The sequence below is a fragment of the Leucobacter luti genome (assembly GCF_050310065.1).
GTDB classification, from domain to species: Bacteria; Actinomycetota; Actinomycetes; order Actinomycetales; family Microbacteriaceae; genus Leucobacter; species Leucobacter luti_B.
The window spans coordinates 2,743,576-2,764,597 of record NZ_CP190007.1 but is presented as its reverse complement, the minus strand read 5'-3'; the positions used below and the strand labels follow the sequence as shown (position 1 = coordinate 2,764,597).

The 21,022-nt window shown below is 69.9% G+C and carries 22 protein-coding genes; 10 read left to right on the top strand and 12 right to left on the bottom strand.

Annotated features, from left to right (window positions below; translation table 11 throughout):
• Window positions 1–17 precede the first annotated feature (17 nt).
• From ACOPJ3_RS12570 to ACOPJ3_RS12560, 3 genes are read right to left on the bottom strand one after another with little or no spacing between them, the layout of a single operon-like run.
• On the bottom strand, window positions 18–980 hold the full coding sequence (locus ACOPJ3_RS12570) for an acyl-CoA dehydrogenase family protein (protein WP_427869510.1): 963 nt from the start codon (window positions 978–980) through the stop codon (window positions 18–20).
• A 5-nt stretch (window positions 981–985) separates the two neighbouring features.
• Window positions 986–2,143, bottom strand: a complete 1,158-nt coding sequence (locus ACOPJ3_RS12565) for an acyl-CoA dehydrogenase family protein (RefSeq protein ID WP_427869509.1) — start codon at window positions 2,141–2,143, stop codon at window positions 986–988.
• 24 nt (window positions 2,144–2,167) lie between these two features.
• Complete coding sequence (locus ACOPJ3_RS12560; protein WP_427869508.1) at window positions 2,168–3,016, bottom strand: enoyl-CoA hydratase; 849 nt, start codon at window positions 3,014–3,016, stop codon at window positions 2,168–2,170.
• Between the two features lie 122 nt (window positions 3,017–3,138).
• Between ACOPJ3_RS12560 and ACOPJ3_RS12555 the strand changes: the two genes are divergently transcribed.
• The 3 genes from ACOPJ3_RS12555 to ACOPJ3_RS12545 are packed head-to-tail and all read left to right on the top strand — an operon-like array spanning window position 3,139 to window position 6,288.
• Complete coding sequence (locus tag ACOPJ3_RS12555; RefSeq protein ID WP_427869507.1) at window positions 3,139–4,308, top strand: acyl-CoA dehydrogenase family protein; 1,170 nt, start codon at window positions 3,139–3,141, stop codon at window positions 4,306–4,308.
• Window positions 4,305–5,096: an SDR family oxidoreductase gene (locus ACOPJ3_RS12550; protein WP_427869506.1), complete on the top strand. Its 792-nt coding sequence runs from the start codon at window positions 4,305–4,307 to the stop codon at window positions 5,094–5,096. Before ACOPJ3_RS12555 ends, ACOPJ3_RS12550 begins: the two co-directional genes overlap by 4 nt.
• Window positions 5,097–5,136: 40 nt before the next feature.
• Window positions 5,137–6,288 (top strand): acetyl-CoA C-acetyltransferase, encoded by a 1,152-nt coding sequence (locus ACOPJ3_RS12545; RefSeq protein WP_427869505.1) that lies wholly within the window; start codon window positions 5,137–5,139, stop codon window positions 6,286–6,288.
• A gap of 112 nt (window positions 6,289–6,400) precedes the next feature.
• Here the strand turns inward: ACOPJ3_RS12545 and ACOPJ3_RS12540 are convergent, their stop codons facing one another.
• Both ACOPJ3_RS12540 and ACOPJ3_RS12535 read right to left on the bottom strand, forming a co-directional pair.
• Window positions 6,401–7,018, bottom strand: coding sequence for a hypothetical protein (locus ACOPJ3_RS12540; RefSeq protein ID WP_427869504.1), 618 nt, complete (start codon window positions 7,016–7,018; stop codon window positions 6,401–6,403).
• 53 nt (window positions 7,019–7,071) lie between these two features.
• A complete protein-coding gene (locus tag ACOPJ3_RS12535) occupies window positions 7,072–7,500 on the bottom strand; it encodes an excisionase family DNA-binding protein (RefSeq protein WP_427869503.1) in 429 nt (142 codons plus the stop codon).
• A gap of 278 nt (window positions 7,501–7,778) precedes the next feature.
• Here ACOPJ3_RS12535 and ACOPJ3_RS12530 point away from each other — a divergent pair, with 278 nt between their 5' ends.
• The gene (locus tag ACOPJ3_RS12530; RefSeq protein WP_427869502.1) at window positions 7,779–9,014 is read left to right on the top strand and encodes an AAA family ATPase; all 1,236 of its coding nucleotides are present in this window, start codon (window positions 7,779–7,781) and stop codon (window positions 9,012–9,014) included.
• Window positions 9,015–9,099: 85 nt separating this feature from the next.
• On the opposite strand, the gene ACOPJ3_RS12525 is transcribed toward ACOPJ3_RS12530, so the two are convergent.
• The 4 genes from ACOPJ3_RS12525 to ACOPJ3_RS12510 are packed head-to-tail and all read right to left on the bottom strand — an operon-like array spanning window position 9,100 to window position 12,522.
• Entirely contained in the window at window positions 9,100–10,173 is a 1,074-nt protein-coding gene (locus tag ACOPJ3_RS12525) for an NAD(P)H-dependent flavin oxidoreductase (protein ID WP_427869501.1), read from the bottom strand.
• Entirely contained in the window at window positions 10,170–10,949 is a 780-nt protein-coding gene (locus ACOPJ3_RS12520) for a CoA-transferase subunit beta (protein ID WP_427869500.1), read from the bottom strand. The genes ACOPJ3_RS12525 and ACOPJ3_RS12520 overlap by 4 nt, the downstream gene beginning before the upstream one ends.
• The gene (locus ACOPJ3_RS12515; protein WP_427869499.1) at window positions 10,946–11,767 is read right to left on the bottom strand and encodes a CoA transferase subunit A; all 822 of its coding nucleotides are present in this window, start codon (window positions 11,765–11,767) and stop codon (window positions 10,946–10,948) included. Before ACOPJ3_RS12515 ends, ACOPJ3_RS12520 begins: the two co-directional genes overlap by 4 nt.
• Window positions 11,764–12,522, bottom strand: coding sequence for an enoyl-CoA hydratase family protein (locus tag ACOPJ3_RS12510; protein ID WP_427869498.1), 759 nt, complete (start codon window positions 12,520–12,522; stop codon window positions 11,764–11,766). The genes ACOPJ3_RS12515 and ACOPJ3_RS12510 overlap by 4 nt, the downstream gene beginning before the upstream one ends.
• Window positions 12,523–12,631: 109 nt before the next feature.
• On the opposite strand from ACOPJ3_RS12510, the gene ACOPJ3_RS12505 reads away from it, so the two are divergent.
• Genes ACOPJ3_RS12505 through ACOPJ3_RS12495 form a run of 3 tightly spaced genes read left to right on the top strand, consistent with a single transcriptional unit; the run spans window position 12,632 to window position 15,269 of the window.
• The gene (locus ACOPJ3_RS12505) at window positions 12,632–13,534 is read left to right on the top strand and encodes an SDR family oxidoreductase (RefSeq protein ID WP_427869497.1); all 903 of its coding nucleotides are present in this window, start codon (window positions 12,632–12,634) and stop codon (window positions 13,532–13,534) included.
• Between the two features lie 2 nt (window positions 13,535–13,536).
• Entirely contained in the window at window positions 13,537–14,343 is an 807-nt protein-coding gene (locus tag ACOPJ3_RS12500) for a MaoC/PaaZ C-terminal domain-containing protein (RefSeq protein WP_427869496.1), read from the top strand.
• Window positions 14,340–15,269, top strand: a complete 930-nt coding sequence (locus ACOPJ3_RS12495; protein ID WP_427869495.1) for an NAD-dependent epimerase/dehydratase family protein — start codon at window positions 14,340–14,342, stop codon at window positions 15,267–15,269. The genes ACOPJ3_RS12500 and ACOPJ3_RS12495 overlap by 4 nt, the downstream gene beginning before the upstream one ends.
• A gap of 218 nt (window positions 15,270–15,487) precedes the next feature.
• On the opposite strand, the gene ACOPJ3_RS12490 is transcribed toward ACOPJ3_RS12495, so the two are convergent.
• Window positions 15,488–15,835: a hypothetical protein gene (locus tag ACOPJ3_RS12490; protein WP_427869494.1), complete on the bottom strand. Its 348-nt coding sequence runs from the start codon at window positions 15,833–15,835 to the stop codon at window positions 15,488–15,490.
• A 142-nt stretch (window positions 15,836–15,977) separates the two neighbouring features.
• Between ACOPJ3_RS12490 and ACOPJ3_RS12485 the strand changes: the two genes are divergently transcribed.
• Window positions 15,978–16,577, top strand: a complete 600-nt coding sequence (locus ACOPJ3_RS12485) for a TetR/AcrR family transcriptional regulator (RefSeq protein ID WP_427869493.1) — start codon at window positions 15,978–15,980, stop codon at window positions 16,575–16,577.
• Here the strand turns inward: ACOPJ3_RS12485 and ACOPJ3_RS12480 are convergent.
• A complete protein-coding gene (locus ACOPJ3_RS12480) occupies window positions 16,574–17,569 on the bottom strand; it encodes a DUF4031 domain-containing protein (RefSeq protein WP_427869492.1) in 996 nt (331 codons plus the stop codon). The two genes, ACOPJ3_RS12485 and ACOPJ3_RS12480, sit on opposite strands and share 4 nt — an antisense overlap.
• Before the next feature lie 200 nt (window positions 17,570–17,769).
• On the opposite strand from ACOPJ3_RS12480, the gene ACOPJ3_RS12475 reads away from it, so the two are divergent.
• Window positions 17,770–18,270, top strand: coding sequence for a DUF6328 family protein (locus tag ACOPJ3_RS12475; protein ID WP_427869491.1), 501 nt, complete (start codon window positions 17,770–17,772; stop codon window positions 18,268–18,270).
• Between the two features lie 214 nt (window positions 18,271–18,484).
• Here the strand turns inward: ACOPJ3_RS12475 and ACOPJ3_RS12470 are convergent, their stop codons facing one another.
• On the bottom strand, window positions 18,485–19,906 hold the full coding sequence (locus tag ACOPJ3_RS12470) for an MFS transporter (RefSeq protein WP_427869490.1): 1,422 nt from the start codon (window positions 19,904–19,906) through the stop codon (window positions 18,485–18,487).
• A 64-nt stretch (window positions 19,907–19,970) separates the two neighbouring features.
• Between ACOPJ3_RS12470 and ACOPJ3_RS12465 the strand changes: the two genes are divergently transcribed.
• On the top strand, window positions 19,971–20,579 hold the full coding sequence (locus tag ACOPJ3_RS12465) for a TetR family transcriptional regulator (RefSeq protein ID WP_427869489.1): 609 nt from the start codon (window positions 19,971–19,973) through the stop codon (window positions 20,577–20,579).
• The last annotated feature ends 443 nt before the right edge of the window (window positions 20,580–21,022 follow it).

Below are 21,022 nucleotides of genomic sequence, written 5' to 3'. Positions count from 1 at the left end.
CGTGTCTCCTCGGTGACCTAGGCGAGAATCGACTGCGCGACGCGCGCGCGGTGGGCGGCGGGGGTGCCCCAGACGCCCGCGAGCGCCGGAACCCAATTCAACCAGAGGCTGAGATCGTGCTCTGCGGTGTAGCCGATGGCGCCGTGGACCTGCAGCGACGCCTTCGCGGCGAGCTGAGCGGCCGCCGCCGCCCGCACCTTCGCCGCCGAGACGTCGCGCCCGGCGTCGGGGGAGCCGTGCTCGAGCGCGATCGCCGCCTGCCAGGCGAGGGGCCGCGCGAAGGTGAGCGCGACGCGCACGTCGGCGAGCTGGTGCTTGAGCGCCTGGTACTCGCCGATCGCCTTGCCGAACTGCTCGCGCACCTTCGCGTACTCGACGGCCTCGTGCAGTAGCCGCTCGCCCGCGCCCAGGAGGAGCGCGGCGTTCGCGAGCGTCGCCTCGTCGAGTGCGCGCTGCAGTGCTGCCGGATCGAGCTCCCGCGCGGCGCCGTCGGCGGCGACCCGCGAGATCCTGCGGAACGGGGTGATCGAGTCGAGGGCCTCCTCCGCACGGGCCGGCGCGATCCCGGATCCCGAGACGAGGAAGCAGAGCGCGGCCGCTTCGGCGTCGAGCGCGTGCGGGTGGAGGCCCTCGACGGCGGCGGTCGCGACCGCGCCGCCTGCGAGCGCCGAGCGCTCGTCTGCGCCAAGCAGCGCGGGAAGGAGCGCGACCGACTCGACGTACGGCCCGGGCACGGCGTGGTAGCCGAGGCGCTCGAACACGACGGCGAGGTCGGCGGGCGTGCCGCCCATGCCGCCCTCGTCCTCGGGGAGCCGCAGGCCGGCGAGGCCGAGCTCCGCGAACTGCGCCCACAGGGCGAGGCCCGGCGCAGTGTCGCCCGCGCCCCAGCTCCGCGCGATTCCGGTGCCGCCGAGCCCCTCGACGACGTCGTCGATCGCCTCGGCGATCGCGAGCTGCTCTTCGCTCAGTCTGAACTGCATGTCCGCTATCTCCGATCGCCGCGGGGGAGGCCGAGCACGCGCTCGGCGATGATGTTGCGCTGGATCTCGTTCGTGCCGGCGTAGATGGGGCCCGCGATCGAGAAGAGGTAGTCGTCGACCCAGGATCCGCCCGCGCCGCCGCGCACCTCGGCCTCGGCGCCGCGCAGCCGGAGCGCCGTGAGGTGCAACTCCCGGTCGAGCTCCGACCAGAAGATCTTGTTGATGCTGCCCTCGACGCCCACGTCTTCGCCCTCGAGCGCGCGGCTCACGGTGCTCCAGGTGAAGAGGCGGTAGGCCTCGGCGCCGATCCAGGCCTCGACGACCTCGTCGCGGGCCGCGGGATCGGCCTCCGGATCCGCGCCCCACAGCTCCAGGAGCCGGTCGGACGCGGCGAGGAAGCGGCCGGGCGCGCGCAGCGACAGGCCGCGCTCGTTGCCCGCCGTGCTCATGGCCACGCGCCAGCCCTCGCCGGGCGCGCCGAGCACGTCGGCGTCCGGCACGAACACGTCGTCGAAGAAGATCTCGGCGAAGCCCGTGCCGCCGTCGAGCTGTTCGATCGGCCGCACCGTGATGCCGGGGGCGTCGAACGGGAAGGTGTAATAGGTGAGGCCGCGGTGGCGCTGCGCCTCCGCGTCCGAACGGAAGAGCCCGAAGCCGCGGTCGGCCCACACGGCGCGGGAACTCCAGATCTTCTGCCCGTTCAGGATCCACCCGCCGCGGGCGTCATCCCGCGTCGCTGTGCTGCGGATCGCGGCGAGGTCGGATCCGGCGCCCGGCTCCGACCAGGCCTGCGCCCAGATCGTCGAGCCGTCGGCGAGGCCGGGGAGCCAGCGATCCTGCTGCTCGGGGGTGCCGTGGCCGAAGATGATCGGCGCGAGCAGGGAGATGCCGTTCTGCGCGACGCGCGTGGGGGCGCCCGCCCGGTAGTACTCCTCCTCGAAGAGCACCCACTCTATGAGGCCGACGTCGCGGCCGCCGAAGCGCTCGGGCCACGACACGACCGACCAGCGGTCGGAGGCGAGGGTGCGCTCCCACTCGCGGTGGGCGGCGAATCCCTCGGCCGTGTCCATCGAGGGGAGCGGCTCCGCGGGAACGTGCTGCTCGAGCCAGGCTCGCGCCTCTGCGGCGAAGGCCTGCTGTTCGGGGGTGAATTCGAGTTCCATGGTGTCGTCCTTCGGTCCCGGCCGCTACTTCGATTCGGCCCGGATGGCCTTGATGTTGACGCCGGCGAGGGAGTCGCCCTGCACCTCGGCGTTGTGGGCGTGGGCGGCGTGGTGCAGGCCGAAGACGGAGTCCATGCCCGCGCGGAAGCCCTGCAGATCCTCGGCCTGATTCACGGCCTTCTTGGTGAGCGCGAGCCCGAGGCGCGGCATGCGCGCGACGCGGCTCGCGATCTCGCGGGTGCGCTCCTCGAGCTCCTCGCGCGGCACCACGTGATTCACCATGCCGAGCTCGTAGGCGCGGGCCGCGCTCATGCGGTCGCCCGTGTACAGCATCTCCTTCGCGGCGCGCGGGTTCGTCACCCACGGGTGCGCGAAGAACTCGACGCCCGGGATCCCCATCTGCACGACCGGATCCTGGAAGAAGGCGTCGTCGGAGGCGACGATGAAGTCGCAGCTCCAGGCGAGCATGAGGCCGCCCGCGATGCAGGCGCCGTGCACCATCGCGATCACGGGCTTCGGGATCTCCCGCCAGCGCCGGCACATGCCGAGGTAGACCTCAGACTCGCGGGCGAAGCGCGAGTCGACGCCCTCGGCGCCGACGTGATCCCACCAGATCACGGCCTTCCGCTCGAAGCTTTGGTCGATGTCGCGGCCCGGGGTGCCGATGTCGTGGCCGGCGCAGAAGTGCTTGCCGTTGCCCGCCAGTACGATGGCCTTCACCGCGTCGTCGTTCGTTGCCTCGACGAATGCGGCGTCGAGCGCGTAGGTGACGGCCGAGTTCTGGGCATTCCGGTACTCGGGGCGGTTGAGCCGAATGGTGGCGATGCCGTCGCGCACCTCGGAGGTGACGACCTGTTCTTCCGCACTGCTCACAACGGACTCCTCTCTGAGTGACGGGCAGTTTCGAGAAAAACCAAACAATCGCTTGGTTTAGTTGGTACTATACGGGAAACATCGATCGATGGCCACCGGCCGATGAGCGAGGAGACGAAGACGTGGATCTGAGCAATACCGAGCGGGGCGACGAGCAGCTCCGGACAGAGATCCGGGACTGGCTCGAGCGCAACCTCACGGGACGCTTCGCGCACCTGCGCGGCCTCGGCGGCTCGGGCCGAGAGCACGAGGCGTTCGAGGAGCGCCTCGAGTGGAATCGCCACATGGCGAGCGAGGGCTGGACCTGCGTGGGCTGGCCCGTCGAGTACGGCGGCCGCGGCTTCACGATCGAGCAGCAGGTCATCTTCCACGAGGAGTACGCGCGCTCCGGCGCGCCGGCGCGGGTGAACCACCTCGGCGAGGAGCTGCTCGGGCCGACCCTCATCGAGCTCGGCACCCCCGAGCAGCGCGAGCGCTTCCTGCCGAAGATCGTCGCGGTCGAGGAGCTGTGGTGCCAGGGCTACTCGGAGCCCGGCGCCGGATCCGACCTCGCCGCCGTCTCGACCAAGGCCGAACTGCGCGACGGCGAGTGGGTCGTGAATGGGCAGAAGGTGTGGACCTCGCTCGCGCAGCAGGCCGACTGGTGCTTCGTCATCGCCCGCACGGGCGAGGGCGCGCGCAAGCACGACGGCCTCTCCTACCTGCTCGTGCCGATGCGCCAGCCCGGCGTCGAGGTGCGGCCGATCATCCAGCTCACCGGCACGAGCGAGTTCAACGAGGTGTTCTTCGACGACGCGCGCACCGCGCAGGATTTCGTGGTCGGCGAGGTCGGCGGCGGCTGGCGCGTCGCGATGGCGACGCTCGGCTACGAGCGCGGCGTCTCAACGCTCGCGCAGCAGATCGGCTTCCGCCGCGAGCTCGACGAGGTGATCGAGCGGGCCAGAGCGAACGGCGCGATCCGGCGCCCCGCGATCCGGGATCGCATCGTGCGCGCCGACATGGAGCTCGAGACGATTCGCCTGCACGCGCTGCGCGCCCTCGGCGGTGAGCAGGGCTTCGACATGTCCGTCACGAAGCTCCTCTGGGGGAACTGGCACCGCGCGCTCGGCGAGCTCGCGATGGACGTGGCCGGGGCGCAGGGGCTCGTCGTCGGCGCCGACTACGAACTCTCGAACGAGCAGGCCCTGTTCCTGTTCAGTCGCTCTGACACCATCTACGGTGGCTCCGACGAGATCCAGAAGAACGTCATCGCCGAGCGAGTGCTCGGCCTGCCGAGGGAGGCACGCGCATGATTCCACGACCGACACCCGACTACGTTCCCGGGCACGGGCTGCTCGACGGCCGCCGCGCCGTCGTCACGGCCGCCGCCGGGGCCGGGATCGGCCTCGCCTCGGCGATCCGCTGCCTCGAGGAGGGCGCGGCCTCGGTCGTGATCAGCGACACCCACGAGGGGCGCCTCGCCGCGGCCCACGCGGACCTCGCCGAGCGCTTCGGCGCCGAGCGGGTGCTCTCCGCGCCGTGCAACGTGACCCGCGAGGAGGAGGTGCAGGCCCTCCTCGACCACGCCGAAACGGCCGGGCCGATCGACCTCATGATCAACAACGCCGGCCTCGGCGGCACGGCCTCGATCCTCGACATGACCGACGAGCAGTGGAGCCTCGTGCTCGACGTGACGCTGACCGGCACGTTCCGCTGCGTGCGGGAGGTGGGCCGGCGCATGCGCGACGCCGGCACCGAGGGCGTCATCGTGAACAACGCCTCCGTGATCGGCTGGCGCGCGCAGGAGGGGCAGGCGCACTACGCGGCGGCCAAGGCCGGCGTCATGGCGCTCACCCGCTCAGCGGCCGTCGACCTCGCCCAGTACGGGATCCGCGTGAACGCGGTCTCGCCGAGCCTCGCGATGCACCCCTTCCTCGAGAAGGTCACCTCGCCCGAGCTGCTCGACGAGCTGAAGTCGCGCGAGGCCTTCGGCCGCGGCGCGGAGCCCTGGGAGGTCGCAAACGTCATGGTCTTCCTCGCGAGCGCCTACTCCTCGTACATGACCGGCGAGGTCGTCTCGGTCAGCAGCCAGCACGCGTGACACACCCGCGCAGCACACACCCCATCGCAAAGGAGCACACATGACCACCGCCTACATCGTCGACGCAGTGCGCAGCCCCGTCGGGAAGCGCGGCGGATCCCTCGCCGGGATCCATCCCGCCGACCTCGGAGCGCACTCGCTGCGTGCGCTCGTCGAGCGTACCGGGATCGACCCGGCCGCGATCGACGACGTCATCTTCGGCTGCACCGACACGCTCGGCGGGCAGGCGGGCAACATCGGCCGCTCCGCGCTGCTCGTCGCAGGCTTCCCGGAGCACGTCCCCGGCGTCACGATCGACCGCCAGTGCGGTTCGAGCCAGCAGGCCGTGCACTTCGCGGCGCAGGCCGTGATGTCGGGCACGAACGACCTCGTGATCGCGGGCGGCGTGCAGAACATGTCGGCGATCCCGATCTCCTCCGCGATGGCGGTCGGGGAGCAGTTCGGCTTCACGACCCCGTTCGCGGAGTCGCCCGGCTGGATCGAACGCTTCGGCGACCAGGAGGTCTCCCAGTTCCGCGCCGCCGAGATGATCGCCGAGCACTGGGGCCTCAGCCGCGAGGAGATGGAGCGCTTCGCGCTCGCGAGCCACGAGCGCGCCCTCGCCGCGCAGGAGGCCGGCCGCTTTGCGGACGAGATCGTCCCGCTCGCGGGCCTCGACCGCGACGAGGGGCCGCGCGCCGACACGAGCCTCGAGCGCATGGCCGGCCTCAAGACCCTCTCCGAGGGCGGCCGGATCACGGCCGCGGTCGCGTCCCAGATCTCCGACGCGTCGAGCGCGGTGCTCATCGCCTCGGAGCGCGCCGTCGCCGAGCACGGCCTCACCCCGCGCGCGCGGATCCACCACCTCTCGGTGCGCGGCGCCGACCCGGTGTGGATGCTCACCGCCCCGATTCCCGCGACCCAGTACGCGCTCGAGCGCGCGGGCCTCACGATCGACGACATCGACCTGTTCGAGGTCAACGAGGCCTTCGCCTCGGTTGTGCTCGCCTGGATGAAGGAGACGGGCGCGCCCCACGAGAAGGTCAACGTGAACGGCGGCGGCATCGCCCTCGGCCACCCCATCGGCGCGACGGGCACCCGCCTCATGACCACGATGCTCAACGAACTTGAGCGCCGCGGCGGCCGCTACGGCCTGCAGACGATGTGCGAGGGCGGCGGGCTCGCCAACGTGACGATCATCGAGCGGGTGTAGATCGGGGAGTGGACGCCGGGGCGCGGATCCGATGGGGCCGCCCCCCGGCGTTTCCTGTTCGTGTTTCGGCCCACTTCACACCGGATCTCGATCGAAGCGGTGCGGGACCTGCCTATTCTTCGGGGCGGTACGCCTCGCCGAGCCTGAGGCCACTGGGGCCGAAGGTCGCGTGTCGTAGATGTGCTGCAATGACGGCCGCGAATCTCGGGCAGGCGGTGGCGGTCAACGACTCGACCAGATTGCTTCTTTCGCCTCGATCGTTTCGGTAGCCGACCATCCGAATGATGACTCGGTCCACCATCTGGGGATGGTCCTCTTCGATCAGGAGGAGAAACGAGTCAGAGGTGTGAACTTCGTACGGGAGCAAGTCGGGCTCTATGCGGCCGAAGCCGGCATCATCGGTGACCAGGTAACCGGCATTGCAGGCCAGCACCGCGGCGTGCACGTGGGTGTCGTGCTCGTCGCTTCCCGGAAATGGGGTGCTCCCCGAGTATGACTCGATGACGTCATCCAGCGCGGCAGTGAGCATGGCGCGTTTGCGGGCAATTCGGTCCCCGTCGACCGTGGGATTGTTGCGCCGGAACCGATAGAGCGCTTCAGTGAGGCAGTCCTCCGAGCTCACCAGTGGGGGCATGCGTCCTCGGGCCTCGTCGGCGAGCAGGAACAACCAGTCGCAGATCGTGCGCGAGTAGAGTACGTTCGCATCGAGGAAGGCCGGGGGCACGTTCACTCGGTCAGAGTAGGCCGAAACCGGGGGCCTCGACGCTGCAAAAACACCACCAACTAGATGTCGGATGTCAGGAGCGCGTCGACCGCGGCCCGCCGGTCGGCACGTCGCGCGTCGCGGAGGGCGATCGCGTCGGAGCGCTTCACTCGATGGTGCGATCCGACCATCGTGGACGCGAGTGCCCCGGAGTTGATCAGCTTCATCAGGGTCGTTCGGCTGACTCCGACGACGCTGGCCGCGGTCGTGGTCGTGAGCGAATCCGGAATCGTCGTGATCGTCACTTGCCCGCCCTGAGCGACTCTGGCGAGAATGTCTCCGAGGAACTCGGCAAGCTCCGGGCCGACAGCGAAGTCGGTCCCGCAGGCAGTCCGAAAGCTCATATCGATGGGGGCTTGGTCTCCCATGTGGCGCACAGCCTCGGAGGCGCGACCCTTGAGCTCTTGATCGCTGAAGATGGTCTTCTTCGTTGCGGCATGAGCGGTCATGGCTTCTCCTCTTGCAGGGAGGTCTCGAGGTTCGGATCCCGACGGGCCGGGTGGGTGTGAGTTATAAGTGCAAGCCTAACCCCGTCGGCTGAGATCCTCCACGTCCGTTTCGGCGCCAGGAACTTCCTGGCCGGAATCTACCCCACGAGCGTCGCGCCGGCGGCGCGGATCCGCTCGGCTGACCGAGGGTCCGGCGCGCTGTAATTTCGGAGCTTTAGGCGCTTTAGGTGACTTTATTAATTCTAGATAAAGCGCCCTAAAGTCCATAAAATGGTGTCGTGGACAGCATCAGAAATCCTTACACCCCGAACGCGGGAGCCCGTCCAGAAGCGGTAGTCGGCCGTGAAGTTCAAACACGGGCATTTGAGGTTCTGTTGCAGCGGCTTGAAACAGGGCGAACGAGTCAGTCGCTGGTTATCACGGGCCTTCGAGGCGTCGGCAAGACGGTGCTGCTGAATGAGCTCCGGAGTATCGCGTTGGACCGAAACTGGAACGTGATCGAGCTGGAAGCAAGCAAGTCCGACGAGTCGGCATTCCGAAAGACGCTGGCGACCAGGATGAAAGCTGCATTGCTGCAGCTTTCTCCTCGCGCGAGATGGTCTCGGCGCTTTGAGCGAGCAGGGGGTGCACTGAGTGCTTTTGCGGTTTCAGTCGACGTCGACGGCACTTGGAGTTTGGGCTGGAACGTTCCTCCTTCCGAAGGAATCGCCGACCATGGCGATCTGGCCCTGGACCTCACCGACCTGCTCGTAGAAGTAGGCACGGCCGCGCGGGAGGCAGATCGCGGTATCGTCATCTCGATTGATGAGGTGCAGTTCCTGAAGCGCCCTCAGCTTGAGGCAATCATTCAGGCGATACACAAAACGGTGCAACGAAAGCTCCCGATTACTTTTGTCGGGGCCGGTTTGCCTCAAATCGCAGAGCTTGCGGGTGATGCAAAGTCGTATGCGGAGCGACTGTTCAAGTTTCCTGCAATTGGGTCCCTCGACGAGGACGACGCGGTCGAGGCCATTCGGGGTCCTGCCCAAGCCGAGGGCGTGGAATGGGATGAACTCGCGATCAGGTTTGCGGTCAGGGTCACCAAGGGGTACCCCTACTTCATCCAGGAGCTTGGATACCAGGCGTGGGAGATTGCGACGGGCGACTCGATCACGTTGGAAGCGGTCCAGATGGCCGTTGAAGCCTACGAGGCGAAGCTCGATAGTTCGTTCTTCCGCGTACGACTTGATCGGGCCACTCCGCTGCAGACGGCGTATATGCGAGCGATGGCGCAGCTCGGACCGGAGCCACAGAAAGCAGCTGACGTTGCATCCATCATGGGAAGGGAATCTACGCAGGTTGGCCCTACGCGAGCCGAACTCATCGACATGGGGCTCCTGTATACGCCAGAACACGGCTACGCCGCGTTCACCGTCCCCGATTTTGACCGCTACATGATGCGAGCCGTTCCCGAACTGGTGGTGCCCGAGGTTCGCCGTCGTGCCTCGCGAAACAAGCCGATTGGCGAAGAATAACTGCACGCAATCGAGCGGCTGTATTCCAGAGAGCGAACGCCGGGGCGCGGGTCGGATGCGACCCGCGCCCCGGTAGCTGCCGAAGCTACCCCACGAGCGTCGCGCCGGCGGCGCGGATCCGCTCGGCGGCCTCGCGGACCACGCGGTCCACGAGCTCCTCGCAGCTCGGCAGGTCGTCGATGAGGCCGACGACCTGGCCGGAGGCGAGCATGCCCGCGCTCGTGTCGCCGTCGACGAGGCCGGCCTTCAGTAGCATCGGCGTGTTCGCGGCCTGCGCCATCTGCGCGAGCGAGCGGCCCGTGGCCTTCTTCATCGCGATCCCGTCGCGGAGGTATTCGATCCAGCTCATGCCGCTCACGCGCCGGTACTCGAGGCCGCGCTTCGCGGAGTCGACGAGGCGGCCGATGCCGGTGGTGCGCTCGAGCCCCTCGACGAAGTCGGTGCGGAGCAGGCGGTGGGGCATGCCGTCCGCCTTGGTTGTGACGACCGTGCCGTTCAGGTCCGCCGCGAGGTAGCGGCGCTTGATCTCCTCGGGAACGCGGCTGTCGCTCGTGAGGAGGAAGCGGGTGCCCATCCCGATGCCGACGGCCCCGTAGGCGAGGGCCGCTGCGAGGCCGCGCCCGTCGTAGAAGCCGCCCGCCGCGATCACGGGGATATCGACGGCCGAGACGACGGAGGGGATGAGCATGCTCGTCGGCACGGCGCCCGTGTGGCCGCCGCCCTCGCCACCCTGGATCAGCACCGCGTCGACGCCCCAGGCCTGCAGCTTCTCCGCGTGCCGCACCGCGCCGATCGACGGGATCACGACGATCCCGTCCGACTTGAGCTGCTCGACGAGCGCCTGCTTCGGCGCGAGGGCGAAGCCCGCGACCGGCACGCCGTACTTCGTGAGCAGCCGGGCGCGCGCCTCCGCGTCGCCCGCGTCCGCGCGCATGTTCACGCCGAACGGCTTGTCCGTGCGCTCCTTGACCGCGACGATGGCCCGCTCGAGCTCGTCGATCGTCATGGTCGCCGAGGCCAGGAAGCCGAGCGCGCCGGCCTCCGCGGTCGCGGAGACGAGACTCGCGCCCGAGACCCAGCCCATGCCGGTCTGGATGATGGGGTGCGCGACCCCCGTGAGCTCGGTCAGCGGGGTGCGGATCATCTGGGGGGTGCTCACGGTGTCGGAACCTCTCGTTCGCGCAGGCTTCTCGGGTCGATCTGTTCGCGGATCAGGCGGAGTTCTTCGGGGTTCGGGATCCGGGTGACGGCGGGCTTCGCGCCGCCCGCGAGCTCGAAGCCCGTCGCGGCACGCGCCTCCTCGAGGCTGACGCCGGGGTGGAGGCTCACGATCGCCATCGTGCCGTCAGGCCCCGAGAAGTCGAAGACGCCGAGGTTCGTGACGACGCGGCGGAGGTCGTGGAAGCGCTTCGCCCCGCTCGTCTCCGGGCGTCCGACGCCCGTCACGATGTCGACCCTCTTGACGAAGACGCGCGGCTGGTGCCGCGGCACGAAGTAGCTCACGGCGTGGGTCGCGGTGTTCGTCGCAGCGGCGCGGGCGCCGAGCAGCTGCTTCTTCGGCCGATCCCGATCCCCGATGGCGGAGAGATTCTGGTTGCCATACCTGTCGATCTGGGCCGCGCCCATCACGACGTGGCGCTTGCCGCCCATCATGAGTTCGAAGAGCCGCGAATACGGGAAGTAGCCCTCCGGCTCACGAAACGGCTCGTCGACCGCGGGGGTGTCCGCGAAGAGCGTCGCCTCGCCGTCGCTGAGCAGGAGTTCCGGCGCGTGGGTGAGGCGCGCGAGGCGGGCGCCCACCGAGGGGACGAGCCCGATGGGGCTCGCGAGGATCTCGCCGGCGCCGCGGAAGAGGTCCGAGATCGCCGCGGCGCAGACCTCGGCGCGGGTCGCGGCGGGCGGCGTGCTCGTGCTCGTGCTCGTGCTCGTGCTCATCGGGATCCTCCCTCGGCGATCATGCGGCGGGTGATCCACGCCTCCGTCTCCTCCGGCGAGGCGGCCGCCGCGGCGTAGGCGCGCTGGGCCGCCTCGTCGCGGGGGTACTCGGGCAGGCAGCTCGTGAAGCCGGCGCCGCCGGGCGCGCTGACCACGTGCGACACCTCGCTCCGGTTGAGCAGCAGGCTGCTGAGCGGGTGTTCCTCGGTGAGCGCCGCCGTGTCGACGACGCGCTCGGCGCTCACGACGACCCGCTCGGCCGCGCGCGCGAGCAGGTCGTCGAAGTAGGGATCCGGGCCGAGCGACTGCGCGTTGCCGCGCGCGTCGGCCGCGTTCAGGTGCAGAAGCGCCAGGTCGAGCGGGATCGCCGGCATCGCGAGGAGCTCCTCGCCGTCGGAGTAGGGGGAGAACACGGTGCGCATGCGCGGGTTGCGGGTCACGGCGTCAGAGTCGAGGCCTGCGCGCGTCACCTCGAAGGGGAGCTTGCGACCGGCCGCGCGAAGGCCCGCGATGAGCATGGCCTCGTCGAGTTCCTCGGTCCGGATCCGGCCGCCCTCGCGGGCCGCCGCGAAGTGCGGGTCGACGGCGATCGTGTCGAGGCTCACGAAGGCGTGCGTCACGAGCTCGGCCTGGCCCGTTGCGCACAGGATCCCGACGTCGGGGCCGCCGAAACTGACGATGTGCAGGCCCTTCGCGCCCGAGCGGACGATCGCCGCGACGAGCGCCATCGGCTTCCGCCTCGAGCCCCAGCCGCCGATTCCGATCGTCATTCCGTCCCTGATCAGAGAAGGGACGGACGCGAGATCGATGTGCTTCATGAGTCCAGGTTCTCACCGGTCTCGACGAACGCGTCCCGGTGCTCGTCGGACACGCCAGCGAGGTTGAGCTCGAAGGTGAATCCCTGCTCGAAGCGGTAGCTGCGGTTCACGTCGACCGGGTCGATCCCATTCAGGGCCTCCTTGGCGGCGCGGATCACGCGGGTGTCCTTCTTCGCGATCTCGCGGGCGAACTCCAGGGTCGCCTCCTCGAGCTGCTCGCGGGGGACGACCCGCTGCACGCTGCCGTACTGCAGCAGCTCCTGCGCGGTGATGGTCTGGCTCGTGTAGTACATGGAGCGGAGCTTGTGCGCGGGCACGAGGCGCGCGAGGTGGGTCGCCGCGCCGAGCGCGCCGCGGTCCACCTCGGGGACCCCGAAGAACGCGTCCTCCGAGGCGATGATCGTGTCGCTGTTGCCGACGAGGCCGACGCCGCCGCCCACGCAGAAGCCCTGCACCGACGCGATGACCGGCACCTTGCACTCGTAGATCGCTTTGAACGCCTCGTAGCAGCCGCGGTTTGCGCCGATGAGCGCGTCGAACCTGGTGGTGCGCTGCATCTCCTTGATGTCGACGCCCGCGTTGAAGCCGCGGCCCTCGGCGCGCAGGATCACGACCCGAGTCTCGGGATCCTCGCCCGCCTCGCGCATGGCCTTCGCGATGTCGAACCATGCCGCCGTGGGGAGCGCGTTGACCGGGGGAAAATCCTGCGTGACGGCGCGGATTCCCGGCTCTACGATGGAGCTTCGGATCGTCATGGTGGCCTGCTTTCGCTCGACGTCGAGGTACGGATCTGATAGCCAAACTAGCAGTTGCTTGGTAATGTGAAAAGCCCGAGACGAATTCACCGAGGAATGAGGTGCCCCATTGGCAGGGATTCTTGAAGGCCGCGTCGCGATCGTGACCGGTGCCGGACGAGGACTGGGTCGCGAGCACGCGCTTGAGCTGGCGCGGCAGGGCGCGAAGGTCGTGGTCAACGACCTCGGCACCTCGCTGAGCGGGGACGGCATCTCGCAGGGACCCGCACAGGACGTGGTCGACGAGATCGTCGCGGCCGGCGGCGAGGCCGTGGCGAACGGCGCGGACATCGCAGACTTCGCCCAGGCCAAGGAGCTCGTCGACCAGGCCATCGCGGCGTTCGGCCGCCTCGACATCCTCGTCAACAACGCGGGCTTCGTGCGCGACCGGATGCTCGTGAACGCCGAGGAGGACGAGTGGAACGCCGTCCTCCGCGTCCACCTGAACGGGCACTTCGCCCCGCTCCGGCACGCCTCCGCGTACTGGCGCCAGGAGGCCAAAGAGGGCCGCACCCCCGACGCGCGCGTCATCAACACCTCGTCGGGCGCGGGCCTGCAGGGCAGCGTCGGCCAGGCCGCGTACTCCGCGGCGAAGGGCGGGATCGCGTCCCTCACCCTCGTCGCCGCGCAGGAGCTCGGCCGCTACGGCGTCAAGGTCAACGCGATCGCGCCGTCCGCCCGCACCCGCATGACCGAGGGCCCCTTCGCCGACGCGATGGCGGCGCCCGAGGACGGCTTCGACCGCATGCACCCCGGCAACGTCTCTCCCATCGTCGCGTGGCTCGCGAGTACCGACGCCCAGATCACGGGCCGCGTGATCGAGGTCGAGGGCGGCCGAGTCTGCGTCGAGGAGGGCTGGAACCACGGCCCGGCCGAGGACCTCGGGCGGCGCTGGGAGGCGGCCGAGGCCGGCGACCGGATCCGCGCCCTCATCGAGCGCGCCGCAACCCCCGAGGCGGTGTACGGCGCATGAGCATGGCAGAGCTTGCTGGCCGCAGCCTCGGCGAGCGCACCGTCTCCTACGACGAGCGCGACGCGATCCTGTACGCGCTCGCTGTCGGCGCGCGCGAGACCGACCTCGACCTGATCTTCGAGGACCGCCTGCGCGTGCTCCCCACCTTCGGGCTCACGCTCGCGCAGTGGGCGCCCGACATCCTCTCCGAAGAGGGGTACTTCGACAAACTCTCCGTGCACGGCTCGCAGACGCTCGACGTGCTCGGGGAACTCCCGCGCGCCGGATCCCTCACCCTCGCCGCGCGCGTGGGCAACGTGTGGGACAAGGGCAGCGCTGCCGTCGTCGAGGTCGTCGTCGAGTGCGAGTTCTTCAAGGCGACCTGGTCGATCTTCTGCCCGGGCCGCGGCGGCTTCGGCGGGGAGCGCGGGCCGTCGGCGTCTGCGTCGGCGTCGGCGTCGGCCGCTTCCGGCGATCCGGCGCAGGATCAGGAGCTCGCGGACATCCTGTTCAGCACCTTCCCGACCCAGGCGGCGCTGTACCGACTCACGGGCGACCGCCACCACATCCACATCGACCCGGAGGCCTCCGCGCGGATCGGCCAGCCGAAGCCGATCCTGCAGGGGCTCTGCACCCTCGCGGCCGCCCTGCTGCCGCTCGCCGAGGCCCGGGGTGCGCACCCGGCCGGTCTGCGCAGCATGACCGGCCGTTTCAGCGGCCCGGTCGTGCCGGGCGACGAGCTCACGATCCGCCGCCAGGGCCCCGAGCGCTTCGAGGTGCTGCGCGGCGACGCGGCCGTGATCACGGGCGGATCGGCGGTGTTCGCATGACCCGCAGCGTGCTCGTTGTCGGCGGGACCGGCATGATTGGCAGCCACATCGCGGAGCGTCTCACAGCGCGGGGCGACCGCGTGACGATCGCGTCGCGCTCGACCGCAGGCCCCTACGACCCGCCCGCGATCGCCGGGATTCCGCGCGTCGCGATCGACTACACGGATCCGGGGCTCGCCGCCTCGGCGCTCGAAGGATACGACGCGATCGTGTTCGCGGCGGGCAACGACATCCGCCACGTGCGCGCCGACGACGAGTCGGACGACTTCTGGCGATCCGTCCAGTCGGAGGGGGTGCCGCGCTTCGCGGCGCTCGCGAAGACCGCGGGCGTCGAGTGCTTCGTGCAGATCGGCAGCTACTACCACCAGCTCCACCCCGAGTGGGCCGAGACGAACCCCTACGTCGCGGCGCGGAAGGCCGCCGACGAGGGCACGCGTGCGCTCGCTGCGGAGGGCTTTCGCCCGATCACGCTGAACCCGCCGTCGATCGTCGGTGCGATCCCGGGCCGCGTGCTCAAGGGCTTCGGCCGCCTCGTCGACTGGACGCGCGGCGAGCCCGGTCAGCCCGAGCTCTTCGGGCCGGTGGGGGGAACGAACTACATGTCGGTGCGCTCGCTCGCGGAGGCCGTCGAGGGCGCACTCGACCGCGGCGAGGGCGGTCACGCCTACCTCGTGGGTGACGAAAGCCTGCGCTACCAGGAGTACTTCCAGAAGGTCGCGAACGCTGCGGGATCCATCCTCACGGTCGAGGAGCGCGACGAGGAGTGCCCCTTCCAGCCCGACCGCTTCATCGTGCAGGGCCGCGGCAACGTGATCGCCTACGAGCCCGACCCCGCGGAGACGGAGCTCCTCGGCTACACGCGCGGCGACGTCGACCGCGCGCTCGCGGAGATCGTGGCGGCGCTCGAGGCCTCCCGCGCGGCCTGAGCGCCCGGCGCGGGATCCGGCCCCGGATCCCGCGCTCGCTCCGCGCCCAGTGGGCCGCAAGGCCCAATTCCCGCCGTCGAGTCGGCCGTAAGGCCCCATTCCCGCCGTCGAGTCGGCCGTAAGGCCCCATTCGCGAGCGTGAATGGGGCCTTACGGCCGACTCGAAGCGCCGCGGCGCGGCGCGATCCCCGGATCCGAACTCGGATCCGGGCCAGCGCCTACCAGAAGACGGCGATCGCGATGTTGATGAGGGTGAGGCCGCCGACCGCGTGGGCGACCCCGGTCGAGACGGGCTGGCCGCGCTTGACCTTGCGGCGTCCGATAAGCGCGGCGACCAGGATCGCGATGAGCACCACGAGCTTGACCGCGATCTTGATGTTGTTGACGTGGCCGTCGCCCATCTCGGCGAGGCCGACGAGCAGGAGGCCGGTGACGAGCTGCGTCCAGGCGCCGGCCGCCTGGAACACCCCGACCGTCGGCTTCTTGAACGTGGCGAGCCAGCCGCCGAGGAGGGCGGCCGCGCCGAGGAGATGCAGGAATACGAGGGCAGAGTGCAGGAAGTCCATGCTTCGAGCCTAGGAAGTTTCGTGCCGCTGGGTGCGCGAAATGGCCCGATCCGGTGCCTTTCAAGGGGACTTCTCAGTTTATTCGACACCGTGTCGATAACTTTGGCGCGTAGTGTCGAGCTGAGTGAAGGGGGCCGGATCCATGCCACGAATCAGCGCCGCGACCGTGGCCGAGCACCGCGCGAAGCAGGAGCGTCTGCTCCTCGACGCCGCCCACGAGCTGCTCGAGGAGACGGGCGACGTGACGAGCATGCGCGCCGTCTCCGAGCGCACCGGGCTCGCCCGCTCGAGCGTCTACAACTACTTCGACTCGCGTGAGGCGCTCCTTGCGGCGCTGATCAGCGATGTTTTTCCCAAGTGGACCGAGCGGGTCACCGGCGCGATGGACGCCGTGGAAACGCCGGGCGACCGGATCCTCGCCTACGCGGTCGAGAACGTCAGGCTCGTCCAGGAAGGGGCGCACGCCGTCGCCTCCGCGCTCGCGGCCCTGTCCCCGGGTGAGGCGCTCGACGAGCAGGCCTCGCGCATGCACCGCGCAATCCAGGCACCGCTGAGTGCGACGCTGGTCGAGCTCGGAGTGCCTGATCCCGAGGGCGTGAGCGAGCTCATCAATGCCATGGTGCACGCCTCGACGCGCCTGCTCGAGGCCGGTCACAGCCTGGACGCGGTGTGCGCGAATCTCGAGACCGTGATTGCCCCGATGGCGCGGGATCTCGAGGCTGCGGGCGCCGCGGCGCGCTAGCCCCTGGCGACCGCGGCCAGGGCGGCGAGTTCCCGCTCGACGTTCGCCCGCGCGGCGCGCTCCCAGAGCTCTCGCGCCGTGGCCGTGAGGTAGATGCTCGGCCGGGCCAGATACGCGCCGAGAATCTCGCTCCGCCGAAGCGCAAACTCCTGATCGGGCACGTGCGCGTATTCGCCGCGCACGGCGCTCGCGTACTCGTCGTATCGCCGCTGCGGAGCGGCGAAGATCCCGAGGTCGGCGTCCAGCAGCTGGGCGAGTGCGGGATCCGGATCCCGCACCGCCCGCCCCGGCGCCGTTGCCTCGATGAGCGCCCCCACGGTGTCGCGGAGGCCAGGCGCGAGCCCCGCGCGGCCGAGCGCAGCGGCCGCGAGCGCCGCCGAGTCCGCCTCGTCGCTCGCGGTGCCGCGGTAGACCGCATCGTGGAACCACGCCGCGAGCAACGTTTCCTTCGAGAGGCGCTCGCCGCGCACGGCGAGGTGGTCGAGCGAGAGCAGCACGTCCTCGAGGTGGCGCTCGTCGTGGTAGTTGCGGTGCGGCTCGTTCCAGCGTGTGATCAGCTCGTCGCCGAGCTCGCGCCACGCAGACCCCGGCGCGTCGGAGTCGGACCTGATCCCGTTCCGGATCCCCGACCCGGACCTGATCCCGGACCCGATCCCGATCCCGAGCCGCGTGCCGAGCCCGCCCCACTCGGCGACGAGGAACTGCCTGCGGCGCACGGGCCGGAGCGCGGCCCGCTCCGCCGTGCGGACCCTGAGTCCTGAGGCGCGCAGCCCGTGCACGACGTCCTTGCCCGAGACGGGGCGCGCGCCGAGCGCGACCGCGCGCTCGAAGAGGCGCGACGGCACGTCGTAGTGGTCGAGGTCGAAGCTCCTGCGCGGCACCCCGAGGCGCGCGGCGAAGTCGTGCAGCTCCTCGTAGCTCGCGTCCGACACGAGGTGGCTCCACAGCGTTCCGTGTGCGGGCCACGCCGGCGGGTCGATGAGGATTGCCATGTGGAACAGGGTAAACCCCGGGGTGCCGGGCGCAGGTGCGGGTGTGGGGTGAATGGCACGGATGCGGGTCGCTCTCGCGGCAGAGCCTCCGGTCAAGGCCCTGTTCCGCGCGTCGAAGCGTCGTTATGATGCCGATCACGGCCAGGAACAGCGGGGAGGTGCTGCGGCCTCGATCGCAACGACGCACGAAGGGAGTCGGGGTGACTCAGCCCGGTGATGCGAATACTTCTGACGCGAACCCCAGCGACGGGCGAGCGGAGACGCGGAACCAGCGAGCCGACCGCAACTGGAACGAGCTGATCCAGGAGGTGCGGGTCACGCAGACGTGCACTCAGATCCTGGGCGGATTCCTGCTCGCGGTTGCGTTCCAGCCGCGCTTCGCGGAACTCGACGACTTCCAGCGCACGCTCTACCTCGTGCTCGTCGCCCTGGCCGGGCTCGCGACGGCGCTCGCGCTCGCCCTCGTGATGCTGCACCGGCGGCACTTCGGGAAGCAGCAGAAAGCGCGAGTAGTCCTCACCGGGAACCGGCTGCTGCGCGCGAACCTCGTGATCGTCGTGGCGCTCACCGCCGGGGTGACGGGCCTCGTCTTCGATCTCGCGGTGAACCGGAGCGCCGGGCTCATCGCGCTCGCGGCCGGGCTCGTGATCGGATTCGGGATGTGGGTGTTCATGCCGCTGGCGACGGATCGCGAGGAGTGAGCGACCCTTTCCCCTGCGGGCGTGTGCGGCGCGGCGGGTGCGGCGCGGCGCGTGCCGCGCGGCGGCTGCACCGTCGCTCCGTAATCTGCACTCGTTCAGTTGAATGTGGGGGATCTCAACGGAACGACGGCAGATTACGGAGCGACGGCCGGCGGGCGCGGGCCCGCCAGCGAGAACATGCGCGCCCGGCGGCCGCGCCCCGCCCCCACGCCGCCTACTCGCCCGGAAGGGAGGGGTGCGCCTCGACGCCCTCGCGCGAGCGGGGTATGAGCGAGGCGAGCACGGCGCAGACGACCGCCGCGACGAGCCCGTAGACGAGGGCGAGCTGGAAGCCCTGCGGGGTCGGGAACCCGGTCGCGCCGGCCGACTGCGCGAGCACGGCCGCGACCGCGGCGGCCGCGATGCTCGTGCCGAGGCTTCGCATCAGGGTGTTCAGGCCGTTCGCCGCGCCCGTCTCGGTCGACGGTACGGCGCGCATGATGAGCGTCGGCATCGCGGCGTAGCCGAGCCCGATCCCGACCCCGATGAAGGTGTTCGAGATGGCGACCGACCACACGGTGGCGGGCAGGAACACCGCGAACGCGTAGGTGACCGCGATGACGACGGCGCCGACGATGAGGAGCGACTTCGGGCCGATGCGGTCGATGAGGCGGCCGGCGATCGGCGACATCGCGAGCATCGCGAGACCCGAGGGCATGAGCGCGAAGCTCGCCGTGAGCAGGGGCATTCCGAGGCCGCCTGCGTCGCGCGGGAGCTCGAGCAGCTGCGGGAAGACGATGCTCGAGGAAAACAGCGCGAAGCCCATCGCGATAGATGCCAGATTGGTCATGAGTACGGGGCCGCGCACGCTCACGCGCAGGTCCACGAGGGGGTCTACATGCCGCCACTGGTATGCGCCCCAGATGAGCAGGGCGACGATCCCGATCCCGCCGGAAATCAGCGTGGGGAAGGTGAGCCAGCCCCACTCATTCCCCTTGGAGATCGTGAGCATGATGCCCGTGAGGCCGATCGCGAGGCCGATCGCGCCGAGCAGGTCGAAGCGGCCGGGCGTGCGGAGGGTGCTCGGCGGGATCACGAAGATGAAGAGCACGAGCGAGATCGCGCCGATCGCGGCGGCGACGAAGAAGAGCGCGTGCCAGTCGAAGTTCTCGGTGACAAAAGCGCTGATGGGCAGGCCGAGCGCGCCGCCGACGCCGAGCGTCGCGCTCACGAGCGCGATCGACGAGCCCAGGCGATCCGGGTGCAGTGTGTCGCGCAGGATCGAGATCCCGAGCGGGATTACGCCCATGCCGGTGCCCTGGAGCGCCCGGCCGACGATCATCGGGATGACCGTCGAGCTGAGCGCGCAGATCACGGAGCCCGCGATGAGGAGGGCGAGCAGGATGATGGCGATCCGGCGCTTGCCGTACATGTCGCCGAGCTTTCCCGAGATCGGGGTGAAGATCGCGGAGACGAGCAGGGTCACGGTGATGACCCACGCGGTGTCCTCGCGTGCGGCGCCGAGGAGCTTCGGGAGCTCCGACTGAATCGGGACGAGGATCGTCTGCATGAACGACGCACCCATTCCTGCGAAAGCGAGAACGGCCACGACGGCCCCTGGCCGTGGGAGGTGTGTCAGTCTGCTGCGGTCCTTCATCAAATAGGCTCCTGATCCAATATCGCAAAGATGAGACGAAGTCTCACAGTATAGACTAAGTGTTATGGACCCCGACATTCGTGCGCGCGCCCGCGTGGCGATGCGCGCCCAGCTCGCAGAAGCGATCGTCGACGTGTTCGTCGAAAAGGGCTATGAACAGGTCACGACAGACGAGGCAGCCGCGGCGGTCGGGATCTCCAGGGCGACGTTCTTCCGCTACTTTGCGGGCAAAGAGGACGTGGTCGTCGCGGCCGTCGAGACCGAGACGCCCGACTACGGCGCCGTGCTCGCCGAGCTCGAGCCGCGGCCCGGCCGCACGATCTGGGAGCTCGCCCGCGCCGCGCTCGAGCCGACGATCCAGGCCGCCGTCGCCGACAAGCAGCGCAGGCGCGAACGCCTCCGCCTGATCGGCTCGCACCCCGCACTGCGCGCCCGCTTCAGCGTGCGCCGCGAACAGCTCGTGGCGGCGCTCGCCGCCGCGCTCGAGGCGCGGGTCGGCGATCCGGCGGCCTTCGGCGGCATGGGGTCGCTCGCCGTCGCCGCCTCAGCGATGGCGATGGTCGACGTGGCGTGGCGGCGCTGGGCGTCGTCCGACGACGTCGACCTCGTGGCCGCCGTCGACGAGGGGTTCGCTGCGCTCGGGGCGTCGAGCGCTCCGCTGCCGAGGGGGTAGGGGCGCGCCCGCTCCGATCCCGATCCCGATCCTGCGCGCCAGCGCTCGCTCCGAATTCTGCGCTCGTTCGCAAGGTTCTGCCCCGGATCGTGCGAACGAGCGCAGTTTACGGAGCGAGTGCCGCGCGGTAGTGGCCCCCCGCCCTGCCGCGCCCGCAATCTAAGGCCCCAACCTCGCGAAACCTGGGCATGTGCCCGATCCGGGACCCCCTCCTTAGGGAGGAGCGTGGACTCATCGAATCACCCAGAGGAGATGAAGATCATGGATCCCAACGCCTACATGAACCAGCTCGAGAGCCAGCACCGGGAGCGCGTGCTCGCGGCCGCGGCGGAGCGCACCCGCAGCACCCGCGAGGCCAGCGAGGCCCGTGAGACGCGAGGGGGGCGATCGCGTGAACCGCGGCGCGGATCGCCTGCACGGCCGCCGGACCGGGGGTTTCTTCG